This is a genomic window from Bacillus sp. Brlt_9 (assembly GCF_051948935.1).
Taxonomy (GTDB): domain Bacteria; phylum Bacillota; class Bacilli; order Bacillales; family Bacillaceae_G; genus Bacillus_A.
Window position 1 is genome coordinate 586,400 of record NZ_JAYJLO010000001.1, and the last position, 17,619, is coordinate 604,018.

Genomic DNA, 17,619 nt, shown 5'->3' on the forward strand with positions numbered 1-17,619 from the left:
ACTATGTTTACTCAAAACTATAAGTTAAATGAGCAAGGGTTAAATCACTTTTTTGGACCACTTGAAGCGAAAATTATGGAGATTGTTTGGTCTACCGAGGGTATTACGATTAAAGAAGTGCAGCAGAAGTTAAGTGAAGAATCAACTGTGAATTTTAATACTGTTATGACAGTTATGAACAGGTTAGTGGAGAAATTACACTTAGAAAAACAGACTGTGAAAAGAAGTGGCATATATCGTGCTGTACAAACAAAAGAAGAATTCTTATCCAATCAAACGAAGAAAATGACACAGGAATTGATGGGAGAGTTTGGAGATTTAGTTGTAAATCATATGCTAGATGAGTTAGAACAGGCCGATCCGATTTTAATAAAAAAATTAGAAGACAAATTGAGTCAGTTGAAAAAAGAGGATCAATAAAATGAAATGGCAAATGCGTAAAATCGTATTGTTAGCAGTCATTGTTAGTACCCTCTTTTTCAGTATGTTAGTGTATTATGTTACATATCCATTTCTGTTTCAAAATAAGGCTTTCTTTCTTTCGAATTTTTGCTTGTTCCAGTTAGAACAACATATGAAGGAATTATCGCTCATTCGTATTGTAATTGCTGGATTTTTACTACTTACTGTGTTCATCGTATGCAAAAGAATTTGGCGGCAATTTTTCTATAGTAAAAAGTTACAAAAAGTACTTATCCCTTTCATTCGAAAAGGAAAGCAAATATATATATTGCCGACCGAGGAAATTGCGGCATTTACAATTGGGTTATTTCGTCCGAAAGTTGTCATGTCAGAAGGGATGCTTCAAACATTTTCAGATGAAGAAATGGATGCGATTATTTTTCATGAAGAATATCATCAAACGAATCGAGATCCATTAAAATTATTTTGTTTTACGTTATTAGCAGAAGGAATGATATATATCCCGATATTAAAAGGGCTATTGCAGCGTTATCATGTGTATCAGGAGTTAGCTGCAGATAAGTATGCAATGCGAAAAATGAAATCTAAATTCGAGTTAGGCAGTGCATTATTAAAATTAATTAAAATAAAGACGATGGAAAATCGATGTGTGACAGCTTCATTTGCAAAAACAGCAATAAATTTACGAATCGAGCAAGTGTTAAATGAAAAGGTTGTTAAGCTTACGATTCCGTTACATACGAACTCGGTGTATGTCACATTAGGTCTATTCTGTATGTCGATTGTACTTATTGTCGGAGAGTGCATATAGCCTCTTTTTTTTACGAATCAACACTACTCGATGTAGTGTTTTGGGGGGAATAAAATGAATGCAGCAGATTTAACAATTTGGCTTGTAGCTGGAGCAGGGGTATTGTCATTTATATCACCATGTTCTTTACCGCTATACCCATCTTATTTATCATATATTACAGGTGTGTCAATTCAAGATTTAAAAGAAAATCGTGGTATGATGCAAAAATCAGCGATTATGCATACCGTATTTTTTGTGATTGGATTTTCGGTTATATTTTATGCGTTAGGGTTATCGGTAAGCTGGATTGGAATAACATTTTCATCTAACCAAAAATTGATTCAACAAATTGGTGGGATTTTTATTATTTTGATGGGATTGTTTATGACAGGCTTATTTCAACCTAAGTGGCTTATGGCAGAGAAAAAAGTGCAGTATAGAAGTAAATCGACTGGGTATATTCGCTCTATTATAGTCGGTATGACATATGCAGCAGGATGGACGCCATGTGTTGGACCGATATTTTCAGCTGTACTCATGCTTGGTGCGACGAATCCTGAAGGAGCACTTCTTTATATTACCGCATATACTCTTGGGTTCGCGGTTCCGTTTTTCGTGATGGCATTCTTTATTGGGAAGATAAAATGGATCGTTACATATGCCAATGTCATGATGAAAATTGGCGGCGGAATGATGATTGTAACAGGTATCTTATTGTATACAAATCAAATGACGAAAATTACAGCATTCTTTATTCGTCTATTCGGTGGATTTACAGGCTTTTAATAATGAGGAGGAAGAAAAGTGAAGAAACTAATTGCGATTATACTGGCCGGGGCACTAATTTGGGCCGGAGTGAACTTTTATAATACAAAAAAAGAAGAACAAGAAAGAAAAGCAAAACAAGCGGAGTTACAAGAAACAGAAGTATTACCACAAGTAGGATTTAAAGCGCCAAACATAACGTTAAAAGGATTAGACGGGAAGTTGCATTCGTTAAATGATGCAAAAGGAAAACCGTATCTTATTAATTTTTGGGCATCATGGTGTGGTCCATGTGAAATGGAGGCACCTGACTTAGTTCGTATGTATGATAAATATAAAAAGGACGTTGAAATTTTTGCGGTGAATGCAACTGTAAGTGACCCAGTACAAGAAGCAGGTGCATTTGCGGATCGCTATGGGTTTGAGTTTCCGGTTTTACTAGATATGGATGGAGTAGCTGGGTTAGATTATAAAGTATTTTCTTTACCAACGACATTTTTTGTTAATAAAGATGGAATTATAGTAGAGCAAGTACGAGGCGTATTACCTCCAGATCAATTAGAAGAGAAATTTAAGAAATTAATTGAGGGTTAAAGAGGGGATTTTGTATTGATGGAATGGATCGTGAGGTTACAACCCGTATCTCTTATAATTGGAAGTCTATTTGGATTTATGTTGATGAAACGAAAGATGAAGAACGAAAGTGTACCATATGAAAAAATGATGGATGCAGTAACAAATGCATTTCTAATCATCGTATTTGTGTGGAAATTTGCACCGGCATTTTTAAATCCAGTATGGGCTTTTAGGTCGCCAGTGCAAGCACTATTAGCTATAGGAAGTATGAAGCATATTATAGCAGGATGCATAATTGCGAGTGTATACATTGTTTGGAAAAGTAAAAAGGAGCAATTTTCACTTCGTATTTTACTTGATGCCATGCCTATTGGATTATGTATGAGTATTGGTTTTTATTTTCTATTCCACCAAAAAGTAGGTGTACAAACGACATTGCCTTGGGGTGTGAAAATATACGAATCTAAATTTTTATATCACCCCATTTTTGTATACGAGATCATCCTTGCCTTTTGCATAATGGGCTTGTTATGGATGAAAAATGAAAGACTCGGAAATGGAAAGAACATAAGTGTTTTTCTAATAGTTGAGGGTGTTGCTCATATTATTATTTCACTTATTAGTGAACAACAATCGGTTCTATTTGGTTTATCAATACAGCAAATAATGAGCTTCTTTGTTATTAGTTTAGGGATTTTATTGGTGCCGAAAAAATAAAAAGATAGCTACATATGGAGTATGTCCATGTGTGGCTATCTTTTTTATTTTATATTAAAAAATCGGCGGAGTAACTGAAAATAAAACAATGGCATTTTTCTCGAATTGATTTACCCATTTATGTTTTAAATAAGCGGGTATTTTTACGCTATCACCCGTTTCTAAAGTGTACTCTTCTTCGTTTAAATACAATGTAATTGTTCCGTCTAATACAAATGCCAATTCTTCCCCTTTATGTTCTAGTACATTTTCTGATGAAGCTGTATTCGGAGGAACAGTCATAATTGCTGTTGCTAAATTTCCTGTGAAATCAGGTGATAACAATTCATATGATAAATTATCGATAATCATTTTTTTTCGCTTATGAGAACGTACAATTAAATCGTCTGTATTTGTATCTTCAAGTAAAAAGCTAAATGTTGGAACATCTAACGCTTTAGCGAGTACTTTTAATGTTTGGATAGAAGGGTTAGCAGACCCGCGCTCAATTTGACTTAACATAGATGGTGTAATCTCGGCCATCTTTGCTAAGTCTTTACTCGTTAACCCTCTTTCTTTTCTTTGTTTTTCAATCTTTTTACCAATATCTATATTTTCCATAATGAAAGGCTCCTTACTATTTATTAAATTATATTTAAATAAATTAAATTAAAATTAACTAAAGTGAATAATTTGTGTTAAACTATATTAAAATTAATTTAATTATAATTTATTGAATCGTAAGCTACAAGGTTATGAGGAGGAAGAGAAATGAAGGGAATAGAGAATTTAATAGAGGAATATCCACTAATAAATAAATTAATCGCAACAGAAGAAGTTTTTTGGGTGAATCCGAACATGGAAAAGTATGAAACGGCAATAAAAGATTCGCCACTTAATGAAGAGAATGTAAAAGATGCGGAAGAAAGATTAAAACGTTTTGCACCATACATTGCGAAAGTTTTTCCAGAAACGAAAGAAACGGGGGGCATTATAGAATCACCTTTAGTGAAGATAGCTTCTATGAAAAGGTCTTTGGAAAAAAATTACGGAAAACCTATACTAGGAGAATTACTATTAAAATGTGATAGTGGCCTTCCGATATCAGGGTCAATTAAAGCTAGAGGCGGCATTTATGAAGTGCTGAAACATGCTGAGCAATTAGCTTCGCAGCATGGAATGTTAACAGAAAATGATGATTACTCTATTTTAGACAGTGATACATGTAGAAAGTTTTTTGCAAAATACTCAATTGCGGTAGGTTCTACAGGTAATTTAGGGCTAAGTATTGGGATTATGAGTGCGAAACTAGGTTTTAACGTAACTGTTCATATGTCAGCAGACGCAAAAGAATGGAAAAAAGATTTATTAAGAAGTAAAGGTGTAAACGTTATTGAATATGAAGCGGATTATAGTAAAGCAGTAGAAGAGGGGCGTCAGCAAGCAGATGCAGATCCTAGCTGTTATTTTGTAGATGATGAGAACTCACATGATTTATTTTTAGGATACGCAGTAGCAGCATCGCGTCTACAAAAACAATTAGAAGAGTTAGAGATTGTAGTAGATGAAGAGCATCCTTTATTCGTTTACCTTCCGTGCGGAGTAGGAGGCGGACCTGGTGGCGTCGCATTCGGTTTAAAGTTATTGTATAAAGACAACGTGCACTGTTTCTTTGCGGAGCCTACGCACTCTCCTTGTATGTTACTCGGTTTAATGACAGGACTTCATGATAAGATTGCTGTTCAAGATATCGGGATTGATAATGTAACAGACGCGGACGGACTAGCGGTAGGAAGACCGTCTGGATTTGTCGGTAAAACGATGGAACCATTTTTGAGTGGAAATTACACAGTAAGTGATGAAGAGTTATATAGATTGTTGAAAGAACTAGCAGATACGGAAAATATTTATTTAGAACCTTCTGCGTTAGCCGGTATGATAGGACCGGTGAAAGTATGTAAAGAAGATGAGTATCTACAAAAACAACAGTTAACAGAAAAGGTGAAGAAAGGTACTCATATTGTGTGGGGAACTGGTGGTAGTATGGTTCCAGAAGATGTGATGAATGGATATTATAAAACAGGTGAGGCATTAACGTTAAAATAAAAATGGGGCTTTTTACAGCCTCATTTTTTTCATGTGCATAAAATTCTTTGTTATTTTCGCATTAGTTCATTATAGTATAGATATAAAGAACGAATATGAAATACATATAACAAAAAAGCTTTATTTTACATAATAAGAGGATGTGTATACGATGTCATTACAGACTAAATATATAGCGGGTATTTCGCTTGGGGTTATGGGAGTAGGCTTTGCCGCTTCTATCCCGTTTCAAGGGACGGTAGCTGGAGAGATTATTCAAGGGGGATTTGAAGCTGGGTTAGTTGGTGGACTTGCGGATTGGTTCGCAGTTACAGCATTATTCCGTCATCCGATGGGAATTCCAATTCCGCATACAGCGTTATTACCTAAAAATCGTAAACGAGTAACGAAAGGGCTCATTCATACGTTAGAAAATGAGTGGCTGACGAAAGAAAGTATTACGAATAAAGTAAAAGAAATGCAGCTAGCGCAAATGGTGCTGCAAATCGCTGAGAGAGAAATGCAGTCTGACGCTGTGAAAAAGGGAATTGTAACAATTGCTGAGAAGGCGATTGTTACGATAGATACGGAAAAGTTAGCTGTTATTATTGAAAAAGAATTAAAAACGTATTTGCATACAATTAATACAAGTAACATATTACAAGTACTTGTTGATCAATTGGTGGTTCAAGAATATGATGAAAAGACACTTGATTACATTTTAGTAAAAGTGAAAGATTGGACAGCGCAAGATGAAGCCAGATACCAGCTCGGAAGCTTAGGTATGAAGGCGATGGAAAACATAAAAGTAGATGGTTTCTTACAGTTTACTTTGAAATCGTTTATGAATATTGTAGATGAAGATAAAATTGGCGGCATTTTGCAAAAATTTATTATTAGCAATATTAACAGCTTACAAGATGCAGATAATAGTACGAGACAACTTATATTATCGAAAATTCGTCAAGAAATTATAAATGTAAAAGAAAATGAAGCGTTACTACAAGAATTAGAAAATTGGAAAGAAAAATGGATTGCCAATTGGAATGCTACTGACAAAATTAAAGAGATGCTGGAGCAAGTACAACAAAGGGCAATTACTTTTGTGAAAAACGAAGAATTTGCGGATAAGTATGTTATTCCATTTTTACAAACGCAAATGAATAAAATAAAAGAAGATGAACAGACTGTTCAAAAAATAGAAGAGTGGTTACAAAAACAAGTTGTCACACTTGTGGAAAAGAATCATTCGAAAATCGGAAAACTTGTACAAGAAAATCTTGATAAGTTAGATGATAAAACGTTAATTGAAATGATTGAAAATAACGTCGGTAAAGATTTACAGTGGATCCGAGTAAACGGAGCTGTTTGCGGATTTATGATCGGATTAGTGTTAGAAGGAATTAAAGCGATTATATGAAAGAAACCTTCCACAATTGTGGAAGGTTTCTTATTTTTCAATAACACTCATATTTAAATTGTAAGCTTTCTCAATGTTTAACTTGTACGTTCCATTCCCGGTTTTAATCGAATTTTTATACCAATGTTCTTGCCCGTTGAATTCTGGATTTTCTTCTGAAGTAGTATCTTCTTTTTTCGTTACATCTTCAACTTGTTCCCAAGGTGTGCTGCCATGTGTTTCTTTTTGATTTGTTACTGCTGTTAAAGATACATCACTCTCTTTTGCAAGATGGACAGACACTCTTGAGCTTTCTTGTACAAACCAATTGTTTTGTAATTGACCTGGATAAAGAGATAGTTCGTTATTAGAAGCGCGAATTTCCACACTTTTATTTTGCGGAAGTACAAGTGTCCGTGTCACTTGTGGTGTTGAGTTAAAGAACTTATGTTGAACTGGTAATGATTTTAAAGTGACATACATCGTTTCCCCAGCTGTTTGAACGGAAAGGAAATCTTCTTGTTTTAAATTGAGTTTTTCATTAGCTTTCGTCGTCATTTCATATGTTCCAAGAAGGTGAATTTGATTTGTATTATTTCCCTCTATTGTTAGAGGACGATGCCCCGCATCCACTACGATTTTTTTGATAGATTCAGGTATATCAAATTGTCCGTCTGGAATATTACCCGTTTGCCGAGTTGTATTAATAGAATGGCGAACTTCTTCTAGCAATCCAGTTGATAATAAACAGTAAAAAGCAATTCCGGCGCTTCCTAAAACGCCGATAAAGAAAATACTAAAAATATCATATTTAATAAAGGGTTGTTCCTTTTTAGAAAATAGAAGATAAAGTAAAATTTCCACGCCAAGTATAATAAGTAAAACAGGCCACCATGCTGTTAAGGAATCTAATACCTCAGTACCTTTTATAACTGAAAATAGTAAAAAGCATCCTAATGCAATAATAGAAAGCCCCATTGAAAATGTTCCAACGCGCCATGTTCTCATTCTTTCGTACCACCTTTGTTTTCTTTATTTCCAAGTAACAATTTAAAGCCGCCACCAATTAAGAGAAGTGCAACGATAGATGTTTGGAAATAGCGATAATACAGCTCGCTAAGATGAATGTTAAATAGAGATGCAAAATAATTGTCCAAAATAGGAAGGAGTGTTTGGTCTAATAAATAATAACCACCGAGTATAATTAACCCAATACCGATCCATCTTTGATGATTGATAAAATAATCAATGATAGGTTCATCATTTACACGTTCTTTTCCGTATTTTGAAGTTTGCTGTAAAGCGTCAAAAAAGCTATAGAACCAAATGATTGGTACTAAAAATAAAAACGCTGAAAGTCTTAATAAGTCGAGTAAATATATTGAAAGTAAAAAGGCTGCCATAAGCTGAAGGCCACGGCGCTGTAAGCCTAAATACATATGTCCTGCTCCAGGAAACATCGCTAAAATAGAAGCGAATGTTTTGCTTTTCTTTCCTTGTTCACGGTGCTCTTCAAACTCTTCAAAAATAGTGCGGTCAACTAATTGCTCACCACGTTCTTTTTTCTGGAGCTGCTGAACAACATCGAAGAAATTATAAATCCATAAAACAGGTAACGTCACGAGAAAGATAAGGAAACTTTCTTGAGATGTTAAAAGGGCAACGAAAATAATCATACTTCCGATTCCTGTACAAGCTACTAAAAATGTAAGACCACGTTGCATAAGTCCTAATTGAAAATGACCAAGTCCAGGGATGATGGAAAGAAGAATGATATAAAATCGTTCGCTCTCTTTAGAGGATTCTGTCAACTCTCCGGTTGCTTGTTTTTTCGATTGGTTAATAATTGTGATAACTAAATCTAGTAAGTTGACCACCCATAACACGGCTAGTAAAAATAGAGAAAGAAAAGCAAGTTCGCGCGCTATTAATTCTACTACGCAAAAAACTGCAATGGAAAATAGTAATAAAGCCCCTCCGCCATATAAAATAAACCGTCCAAACTTCTTTAAATATAAATGTCCAAGCCCAGGAATTAGCCCTAATACAAGTGCTAAAAAGGGATTTTTATTCATGCTTTAAACCTCCGTCCTTTTTTGATGTATCGACCGATTTGTTTACAATTTGTTGTGAGATAGAAGACTCGTTATGTTTTGAAGATTTCTCGAAATTTGATGTCGCTGTGAAAATATATTGGAATAAACCACTTACCATAAAAATAATGGTAGCCGCGGTCGCAATTATGTAGTGAATAATCGTACGCTTTAGTGAGTTTGTTTTTATATTTTCATTAGGTTGTAGCGTTTCAAAATCAATTTGCGTCATAACTTCGTTCGTAAATGAATCATCATTTATCATTGGAAGGTTTTCATGTTGTTCATCAATACTTTCCATATAAAGTGCTAAACAATGATCACATTCATAAAGGTGTTCTTCCATAGATTCACGTTCATTGCTTTCTAAAAAATCTAAAGTATAATTGCGCCAATCTTCTTTTGAATAATGCGTCATAGAAACTCTTCCTCCTTCCAATGTTTTTTAATCCATTTTCTTGCTCGATACAGTTTCATTTCGACTGTTTTCACTTCGATGTTTTCCTGTAAAGCAATTTCTTGATAGCTTTTTTCTTCTAAGTAATGTGAGAGAACGACGTCACGGTAATTTTCGGGAAGTTCTCTCAGTTTTTGAGCAATGAGTAATTTTTGCTCTTTCGTCAATAATAAAGCCTCAATATTATGAGAGGATTTTATATTTTCCTCAGTTTCTTTACATAAGGAGAGTTCTTCGTTTTCTCTAGCTTTTTTTCTCTTATAATCAATAGCGTGATTGGTGGCAATACGCGCCATCCACGTTTTTAATCCGCGAAATTGATAATTAGGGAGAGAGGCGTGAATTTTTACGAATACTTCTTGTGTAACATCTTTCGCATCTTCTTCATGTCTTAAAATAGAAAAGATAACTTGGAAAATATAGTGACGATATGTTTGCACAAGGATACGAAAAGCATGTTCGCTTCCTTGCTGTGCTTTTTCAATTAATTGTTTTTCCTCAATGGGTCTCTCCCTCCTTTTTGACGCATTCTATTATATAGACGTAAGAAATGACCGGTCACCCTACACATGTTGTAAAAAAAGAATAATATATTTTTAGAAAGGAGGCTATATGAAAAAAAGTGTGAAAAAATGGTAAAAAGAAGTATATAATGAGCAAGTGGGAAATGTTACGGGAAGAAAGGATGTGAATGTTAGTAGGAGAAGGTCCATACTAACAAACATGAAAATTAAAATATTAATAGCAGACGATAATTCTTTTATTAGAGAAGGCATGAAAATTATTTTAAATACATATGAAGAGTTCGAAGTAGTAGATACAGTAAATGACGGGAAAGAAGCAGTGGAATATTGCAAAAAGAACGACGTTGATATCGCTCTTTTAGATGTTCGTATGCCAAATATGAACGGGGTAGAGGCGACGAAATTCATTTGTGAAGAGACGAAAACGAAACCGCTAATTTTAACGACGTTCGATGATGATGAATATATTTTGGACGCAGTAAAAAACGGAGCGAAAGGTTATTTATTAAAAAATAATGATCCGGAGCGTATTCGTGATGCAATAAAAGGAGTATTTAACGGTCAAACTGTTATGCAAGATGTAGTGCTTGATAAAATTAAGTGCAATTTAATGGAAAGCAAAGAGGACGAATGTAAAATAGATAAGAGTCTTTTTACAGAAAGAGAGCTTAGTATTATCGCGTTAATTGCGAAAGGTTTTTCGAATAAAGAAATTTCAAAGCAACTTTTCATATCAGAAGGAACGATAGCAAATTATATTACATCAGTTTTAGGGAAAACTGGACTTGAACATCGTACACAAATTGCGATTTATTATTTAACAGGGAAAGTAGATTAAAGATATGGAATTTTGGTTAATTGTAAGTAAACTAATTGTATTTACATATATTGTGTTTAGTTACATTTATTTAAATGTTGCGAACTTACCATGGATTATACTGACTTTGCTTTTATATCTTTCTGTAAACGTGCTAATTTCTATATGTAAAAAAGATACGCACAAAAACATATTAACTTCTCTATCAATTGGAGTAGTTATATTATTTGTATGGAAGGTTCATCCGTTTTTTATTTTGTTTTTACCATTGAACTTATATGAACTTATATTTCGTTATATAGAGAAGAAATGGCAGCTCTTTATCATGATGATGGTTCCTATTATCTTTACAGATGAAAGTATTCGAATGACATATGGATTAATTGTTGCATTTGCCTTCATCGTATTAACTATGGCAGAACGGTATATATCGCGTGTATTAAAGCTTGAATCACAAAATGATAAGATGCGAAAAGATATGCAGCGACTTACAAAAAGCTTAAATGAAAATAAAGAGTACATAAAGCAATCGGAGTACACATTTAAGTTAGAAGAGAGAAACCGGCTCTCTCAAGAAATTCATGATAAAATTGGCCACTCGATGACAGGAGCGCTAATTCAAATGGAGGCAGCAAAGAGATTAATGGAGGTAGATAAAGAAAAATCTGCGGAGTTATTACAAAATGCAATTCATATTTCAAAAGACGGGATTGAAAGCATTCGGGTTACATTAAAAAATATGAAGCCACCAACTGAGCAAATTGGTATTCACCGTATGAAATTATTCATAGAGGAATTTGCCGGTAAGCATGAAATAAATATTCCTTTCGTATATAAAGGGAATTTAGATATGATTTCACCGATTCAGTGGAAGATTATTGGTGAAAATGTTACGGAGGCATTAACAAATGCGATGAAATATGCTGATGCGACAGTCATTTCAATCGATATTCATGTACTTAATAAGATGGTAAAAGTACAAGTGAAGGATAACGGAAAAGGTGCAGCTCTCGTTAAGAAAGGCCTCGGGATTATGGGGATGGAGGAGCGAACAGCATCAGTAAACGGAAAAATTATTGTAGATGGAACAAGTGGTTTTTCAGTAACAATGTTATTACCCATATAGGACATGGTGATGAGGATGAATCATCTCATATGAAAAAAGTGAATAATTTCATGTGAAAAGAATGAACTTCTGCACTGAGCAGGTTCATTTTTTTTGTTTATAATAAACAGCAGAGAAACCGAAATAGGGGTGAAATGATGAATACATTAGAAATTAAAAATTTAACGAAAAAATTTGGTGATTTCATCGCGGTAGATAATATGTCTTTATCTATTAAAGAAGGAGAGATATTTGGCTTTTTAGGATCAAATGGTGCTGGTAAGAGTACAACGATAAATATGATCGCTGGGTTGTTAAGAAGTAATGAAGGTGAAATTAGCATATTAGGAAAAAATATAAAGAAACATAATCGATTTGCGAAGATGAATATCGGTATCGTTCCGCAAGATATTGCGATTTATGAAGAGTTAACGGCCTATGAAAATGTGAAATTCTTTGCTGGATTGTACGGGTTAAGAGGGGCCGAACTAAAAGCGAGAGTAGAGGAAGCACTTCAGTTTGTAGGGCTTAGTGATAAACATAAAAGTTACCCGAAAAACTTTTCAGGCGGGATGAAACGAAGACTGAATATCGCTTGTGCAATCGCTCATAGACCGAAGTTAATTATTATGGATGAGCCGACAGTTGGAATTGATCCACAGTCAAGAAACTATATTCTCCAATCTGTTCGAAAATTAAATGAAATGGGAAGTACCATTATTTACACGAGCCACTACATGGAAGAAGTAGAAGAGATTTGTACGAAAATAGCAATTGTAGATCACGGTAAAGTAATTGCAGAAGGTACGAAAGAGCAGTTGAAAGCGATTATTACTGATACGAAAGACGTTTGGGTTGAAGTGAAGTCAGTAGAAAATTTAGATGTAGACCAGTTAAAAGAGATAAACGGTGTAAAAGCTGTTCAAATTGAAGAGAACGTAATTAAAGTAAACTCGGATGCAGGAGTAAACAATTTAAATAAAATTATTCAGCACTTCATTAATCATGACATTGAAATCCGCTCGTTAGAGGAGCAGGCTCCAAACTTAGAAACAGTATTCCTTACGTTAACTGGAAGAAACTTACGAGATAAATAAAAGGTAAATGAAGAAAAGGTAAAGGGAGGTTCATCAATTGAACATCTTCAATATTGCAGTTATGCATATTAAAAGAGATTTCAGGGACGTAAGAACTTTAGTTTTTATGTTAGCATTTCCGGTCGTACTTATGCTTGTGTTAGGAACAGCGTTAAGTAATGCATTTAATAGTGATAGTCAATCGATTAAGGATATACAAGTGCTGTATAAAGATGAATCGAGTAGCACATTTTCTCAATCGTTTGAAGCATTTACGAAAGAAGTCGATAAATCTGGTATTCATTTTAAAAAAGCTTCCGATAGTATAGATGGGAAAGAAGAAGTGAAGCAAAATAAATATGCTGCTTATGTAGAGTTAAATAAAGATGGTGCAAAATTGTACGGAAGTGACAAAAGTAGTATTGAGGGAAGTGTTGTGGAGGGCATGCTTACAACATTTGTTGATAAGTACAATGTAGCAATCGAAGTTGCAAAAGTAGATCCTAGTAAGGTGAACACAGTTATTTCAAATGGAAATCATAATGATTATATAAAAGAAATATCTTTACAAGCTGCAAAAAAACCAGGTTCTATGGATTACTATGCGGTTGTAATGACAACGATGATTGCACTATATGCTGGGATGGGAGCGAGTTCTTTAATTCGAGGAGAACGAATACGCAAAACAGGAGATCGTCTCATTGCTGCACCTATAAGTAAGGCTGAAATATTCATTGGAAAAGTACTTGGTAGCTTAGTAGCAAATGCCCTTTGCGTATTACTTGTTATGTTATTTAGCAAATTTGTATTTCAAGCGAATTGGGGCGAACATCTTGGAATCATATTTATTATTTTATTAACACAAATCTTTCTAGCAATTAGCTTCGGTTTAGGGATTGGATATATTACGAAAACAGCTGAATCATCGAGAGCGATTATTCTTGTAGTTGTGCAATTAGCCTCCATTTTTGGTGGTGCATATTTCGTAATAGAAGAAAATTTCGTTACGAATTTATCACCATTAACGTGGGCAAACACAGCTGTTATGAAAATTATTTATGCAAATGATGTAGGAGCAGCGCTGCCAGTAATATGTTTAAATCTTGGCATATCGGCACTCTTTTTATTAGTTGCAATTATTGCATTACGTAGACGGGAGGGGCTATAGTATGAAAGATATTTTATGGCTCATACAAAAAACGTTATCTGTACTTTTGAAAAATAAAAAAGGGTTATTCATTATTATTAGTTTGCCCATAATCGGAACGCTAATCTCCTTCTCAATGTATGGGAATGTGGGGCAAGGGATGTTAAATATCGGGGTTATAAATAACGAAAATCAATCTATAGCAAATGATACGGTGAAATTTTTAGAAGGATTAAATCATGTAAAGATAAGTAAAATTAAAGAATCTGAAGTAGAAGATAAACTCACTTCCAAAAAACTTGATGGAGTTATTACATTAGATTCTGGTTTTTCAAAAAGTGTTCGAGAAGGGAAACCCGCTCATATTGAAATTTCATCGATTAAAGGTGATCAAGTAACAGGATTTATAAAATCACATTTATACAATTATATTGATAATGTAGCAGCTATTAGTAAAGTAGCAGGTACAGATCAAAGTGCATTTGATAGTATGTACGCAGGATATCAAAAAGGTTCATTTAAAATGAAAACTGAGACGCTGGAAGATACTTCGAAAAATAAAGATATGACAAACCAAACGATGGGTTATCTTATTATGTTTATGCTATTTTCAGCAGCGAACTTATCAGGTTATATTTTAAAAGAAAAAGAAAATAGAACGTATTTTAGACTCTTATCAACGCCGATAGATGGGAAGAAGTTCATATTATCTAATGTCGGGGTAAATATGATGCTATTAACAGTACAAATTCTGATTACAATCTTATTCCTAACGAATGTTTTTCATACGAATATCAATATGCCTTTTATAGTGATGATCGGCGTACTCATGCTATTTGCTTTAATAGCGATTGGAATATCGTTAGTCCTTGTCGCTTTTTCGAAAAACTCAGCATCAGCAAATGCACTGCAAAATATGGTTATTGTACCGACATGTTTACTGGCCGGATGTTATTTTCCGTATGATATTATGCCAAAAGCGGTACAAAAAGTAGCTGATTTTCTTCCGCAGAGATGGCTATTAGACACAGTATCAAAACTACAACAAGGAGTACCATTCTCGGAGTTGTATTTAAACATTTTAATTTTATTCGCTTTCGCAATTGCATTCTTCTTAATTGCTATTTATAAGTTTGGAAGAAATAATGATGCGAGAAATTTTGTTTAATATGAAAAGGGTGCGACGTTAAGTCGCACCCTTTTTTTGTATGAAGCATGAAATGTAAATTTGAATGACAAAATAGAAAGGAGGAAAGAAAACGAGCGGAAGGAAATTAAAATGATTAAAAAAATATTGCGAGTTACTTCTATTATTATTGCTATTTTCGTTTTTATTTTAATTTGGATGCATATTGACGTTACCTTAGGAAGGAAAATGGAAGCTGGCAAAAATATGCCGACAGAGTATGCTCCCCACTATAGTGATTTTCAATTATATGTAGAAGGGAAGTCGTTTTATAAACAGTTATTTGCTGATATAAGAGAAGCGAAGCAATCTATTTATACATATTTTTTTATTTTGTCGGATGATAAAAGTAGCCATACTTTTTTAAATTTATTAAAAGAGAAGGCAAAAGAAGGAGTAAACGTCTATTTATCAGTGGATCGCATTAATGATTTATCATTTGAAAGAAAGATGATAAATGAATTGCGGGAAAGTGGTGTTCATTTTACGTATAGTAGAAAACCTGAATTACCATTCGGGTTTTATTCACTTCACCATCGTAATCATCGCCGTATTACGACGATTGATGGGGAGATTGGTTATACGGGTGGTTTTAATATAGGAGATGAGTACTTAGGAAAAGATAAGCGATTTGGATATTGGCGTGACTATCATGTGCGGCTTAGGGGAGAAGGGGCAAAAGATTTAGAAGAACAATTCGCTTTAGATTGGAAACGAGATACGAAAGAAGAGATAAAAAGAAGTACGAATAAAGCTAGTAAAGGGAATACATTACATACGATGGCTAGCTACAATGGACATCACGTCGCGGAAACATATATTGAATTAATAAAACAAGCGAAGCATTCAATCATAATTATAACACCTTATTTTATAGCGAAAAATAAAGAATTTATGAATGCATTAATGGAAGCGCAAAAACGTGGTGTGACAGTGAAAATACTTTGGTCATATAAACCAGATATTCCTCTTATTAAAGAGGCGGCGTATCCGTATATTCGTCAAGCTGTTCATAACGGAATTAAAGTATATGGTTATAAAAAAGGAATGTTTCATGGGAAGTTAATGCTGATTGATAATGAACTAACTGTTATCGGTACAACGAACATAACGGCACGTAGTTTTTATATTAATGATGAGATGAATTTGTATATTCATGGTGGGACTATCGTATCAGAAGTGAATGAGGCATTAACAAAAGATTTTCGTGATTCAAAGGAAATGACGAAAGAGTTTTTTGAGAAGTTATCGTTTTGGGAGCGTTGTAAGGAAAAGTTAGCGGGATTGGTTGATTTTTATTTATAAAGTTTAAAGAAAAGGGAGTCTTTTATAGACACCCTTTTTTATGAGAAATAATTATTTCTCATGCACAAGCAATGAAGCATCATCATTAATCAAAGTCCCCACATGCTCACCTAAACAAATTCTTTTCATAACCCCCGGCTCATCGAAGTTAAAGACGTGTGCTGGCAAATTATAATCACGGGCAAGTAGTAAAGCAGCTTGATCCATTACTTGTATGTTTTGCCTAACAATATCGTTATAGTTTAGTTTTTTGTACATTTTTGCTGCTTTATTATGCTTTGGATCGCTAGTAAAGACGCCATCTACTCCTTGTTTTGCGACTAATATTGCGTCACTATTCATTTCAATGGCTCTTTGAACACTTGGATAATCTGTCGTAACGAACGGTTGCCCGTTTCCGCCTCCAAAAATAACGATATAGCCGCTATCTAAATGGTGTACTGCACGTAGGCGAATGTATGGTTCAGCTACAGCATTAAACGGGATGGAAGTCATAACGCGCACTTCTTTATTTGTTTTACTCGTTAAAACGCCGCGTAGCATTAAGCTATTAATAATTGTACCTAGTGTACCGATATTATCAGCTTCTACACGATCAATGCCCCATTCTTCAGCTAAATGACCTCTGAAAATGTTCCCGCCTCCGATGACGATAGATACTTCAATACCTAAATCAACGATGGATAAAATCTCATTTGCGATATGTTCTAATCGTTTGGAGTTAAAGCTATTTCCTGTTTGATCGGCAAGTGCACCGCCACTTAATTTAATTAAGACACGTTTATATGGTCTCATAACAATTCCCCCTATATAGATCGCAATAAAAAAGGAACAAAGGCAAATGCCTTTGTTCCTTTTTAAGAAAATGAAAAAGAAAAGAAGAAGATAGAACGAATTTTTGTACATAATTTTTCATACTATCCACTCCTTTTCATTTCGATTTGTTGTAAGTATATATCTTTTTGATTATACGAAACAATCTGATTACTTATCAAGTATATATTATTTCTTTTTCATGAAAAGGTGTCAATGAAAAAGAAAAGAAAAATTTTCGAATTTTTTGTGACGAACTTGTAGGTTTTTGTATGATTTTGTAGGTTCGCCTATATGATGTGTGAGTAAGCTTTTATAAATACGAAATGAAAGCGTTCGCATAAAGGGGATGAACATAA

19 protein-coding genes are annotated in these 17,619 nt (G+C 34.2%); 13 read left to right on the top strand and 6 right to left on the bottom strand.

From position 1 onward, the window contains the following. Positions 1-3: 3 nt before the first annotated feature. Genes VF726_RS03120 through VF726_RS03140 form a run of 5 tightly spaced genes read left to right on the top strand, consistent with a single transcriptional unit; the run spans position 4 to position 3,274 of the window. Positions 4-420, top strand: coding sequence for a BlaI/MecI/CopY family transcriptional regulator (locus VF726_RS03120; RefSeq protein WP_440165743.1), 417 nt, complete (start codon positions 4-6; stop codon positions 418-420). Position 421: 1 nt separating this feature from the next. Further along, positions 422-1,234, top strand: coding sequence for a M56 family metallopeptidase (locus VF726_RS03125; RefSeq protein ID WP_440165745.1), 813 nt, complete (start codon positions 422-424; stop codon positions 1,232-1,234). A gap of 54 nt (positions 1,235-1,288) precedes the next feature. Continuing rightward, positions 1,289-2,002, top strand: coding sequence for a cytochrome c-type biogenesis protein CcdA (gene ccdA / locus VF726_RS03130; protein ID WP_440165747.1), 714 nt, complete (start codon positions 1,289-1,291; stop codon positions 2,000-2,002). An 18-nt stretch (positions 2,003-2,020) separates the two neighbouring features. After that, positions 2,021-2,575, top strand: coding sequence for a TlpA family protein disulfide reductase (locus VF726_RS03135; protein WP_440165749.1), 555 nt, complete (start codon positions 2,021-2,023; stop codon positions 2,573-2,575). 18 nt (positions 2,576-2,593) lie between these two features. Then, complete coding sequence (locus tag VF726_RS03140) at positions 2,594-3,274, top strand: prolipoprotein diacylglyceryl transferase family protein (RefSeq protein WP_440165751.1); 681 nt, start codon at positions 2,594-2,596, stop codon at positions 3,272-3,274. A gap of 54 nt (positions 3,275-3,328) precedes the next feature. On the opposite strand, the gene VF726_RS03145 is transcribed toward VF726_RS03140, so the two are convergent. After that, positions 3,329-3,874, bottom strand: coding sequence for a helix-turn-helix domain-containing protein (locus VF726_RS03145; protein ID WP_440165753.1), 546 nt, complete (start codon positions 3,872-3,874; stop codon positions 3,329-3,331). Positions 3,875-4,024: 150 nt separating this feature from the next. Here VF726_RS03145 and VF726_RS03150 point away from each other — a divergent pair, with 150 nt between their 5' ends. Both VF726_RS03150 and VF726_RS03155 read left to right on the top strand, forming a co-directional pair. Beyond that, positions 4,025-5,359, top strand: coding sequence for a D-serine ammonia-lyase (locus VF726_RS03150; protein ID WP_440165755.1), 1,335 nt, complete (start codon positions 4,025-4,027; stop codon positions 5,357-5,359). A gap of 151 nt (positions 5,360-5,510) precedes the next feature. Then, positions 5,511-6,758 (top strand): DUF445 domain-containing protein, encoded by a 1,248-nt coding sequence (locus VF726_RS03155; RefSeq protein WP_440165757.1) that lies wholly within the window; start codon positions 5,511-5,513, stop codon positions 6,756-6,758. A gap of 30 nt (positions 6,759-6,788) precedes the next feature. Here VF726_RS03155 and exsE read toward each other — a convergent pair whose 3' ends face one another. The 4 genes from exsE to VF726_RS03175 are packed head-to-tail and all read right to left on the bottom strand — an operon-like array spanning position 6,789 to position 9,727. Next, the gene (gene exsE, locus VF726_RS03160) at positions 6,789-7,745 is read right to left on the bottom strand and encodes an exosporium protein ExsE (protein ID WP_440165760.1); all 957 of its coding nucleotides are present in this window, start codon (positions 7,743-7,745) and stop codon (positions 6,789-6,791) included. Next, the gene (locus VF726_RS03165) at positions 7,742-8,812 is read right to left on the bottom strand and encodes a hypothetical protein (protein ID WP_226640197.1); all 1,071 of its coding nucleotides are present in this window, start codon (positions 8,810-8,812) and stop codon (positions 7,742-7,744) included. The genes exsE and VF726_RS03165 overlap by 4 nt, the downstream gene beginning before the upstream one ends. Then, positions 8,805-9,248: a hypothetical protein gene (locus tag VF726_RS03170; protein WP_440165762.1), complete on the bottom strand. Its 444-nt coding sequence runs from the start codon at positions 9,246-9,248 to the stop codon at positions 8,805-8,807. Before VF726_RS03170 ends, VF726_RS03165 begins: the two co-directional genes overlap by 8 nt. Continuing rightward, positions 9,245-9,727, bottom strand: a complete 483-nt coding sequence (locus VF726_RS03175) for an RNA polymerase sigma factor (protein ID WP_001195472.1) — start codon at positions 9,725-9,727, stop codon at positions 9,245-9,247. The genes VF726_RS03170 and VF726_RS03175 overlap by 4 nt, the downstream gene beginning before the upstream one ends. Positions 9,728-10,010: 283 nt before the next feature. Between VF726_RS03175 and VF726_RS03180 the strand changes: the two genes are divergently transcribed. The 6 genes from VF726_RS03180 (at position 10,011) to cls (ending at position 16,447) form a co-directional block, all read left to right on the top strand. Continuing rightward, positions 10,011-10,649 carry a response regulator gene (locus tag VF726_RS03180; protein ID WP_440166691.1) on the top strand — a complete coding sequence of 213 codons (639 nt, stop codon included), beginning with the start codon at positions 10,011-10,013 and terminating at the stop codon, positions 10,647-10,649. Positions 10,650-10,653: 4 nt separating this feature from the next. Then, the gene (locus VF726_RS03185; RefSeq protein ID WP_440165764.1) at positions 10,654-11,754 is read left to right on the top strand and encodes a sensor histidine kinase; all 1,101 of its coding nucleotides are present in this window, start codon (positions 10,654-10,656) and stop codon (positions 11,752-11,754) included. Between the two features lie 137 nt (positions 11,755-11,891). Next, positions 11,892-12,830 (top strand): ATP-binding cassette domain-containing protein, encoded by a 939-nt coding sequence (locus VF726_RS03190; protein WP_440165766.1) that lies wholly within the window; start codon positions 11,892-11,894, stop codon positions 12,828-12,830. A 37-nt stretch (positions 12,831-12,867) separates the two neighbouring features. Then, complete coding sequence (locus VF726_RS03195; protein WP_440165768.1) at positions 12,868-13,977, top strand: ABC transporter permease; 1,110 nt, start codon at positions 12,868-12,870, stop codon at positions 13,975-13,977. 1 nt (position 13,978) lies between these two features. Further along, positions 13,979-15,124, top strand: coding sequence for an ABC transporter permease (locus VF726_RS03200; protein WP_440165770.1), 1,146 nt, complete (start codon positions 13,979-13,981; stop codon positions 15,122-15,124). 111 nt (positions 15,125-15,235) lie between these two features. Then, on the top strand, positions 15,236-16,447 hold the full coding sequence (cls, locus tag VF726_RS03205; RefSeq protein WP_440165772.1) for a cardiolipin synthase: 1,212 nt from the start codon (positions 15,236-15,238) through the stop codon (positions 16,445-16,447). Positions 16,448-16,498: 51 nt separating this feature from the next. Here cls and pyrH read toward each other — a convergent pair whose 3' ends face one another. After that, the gene (pyrH, locus tag VF726_RS03210; protein ID WP_048527234.1) at positions 16,499-17,242 is read right to left on the bottom strand and encodes a UMP kinase; all 744 of its coding nucleotides are present in this window, start codon (positions 17,240-17,242) and stop codon (positions 16,499-16,501) included. Positions 17,243-17,619: the final 377 nt, after the last annotated feature.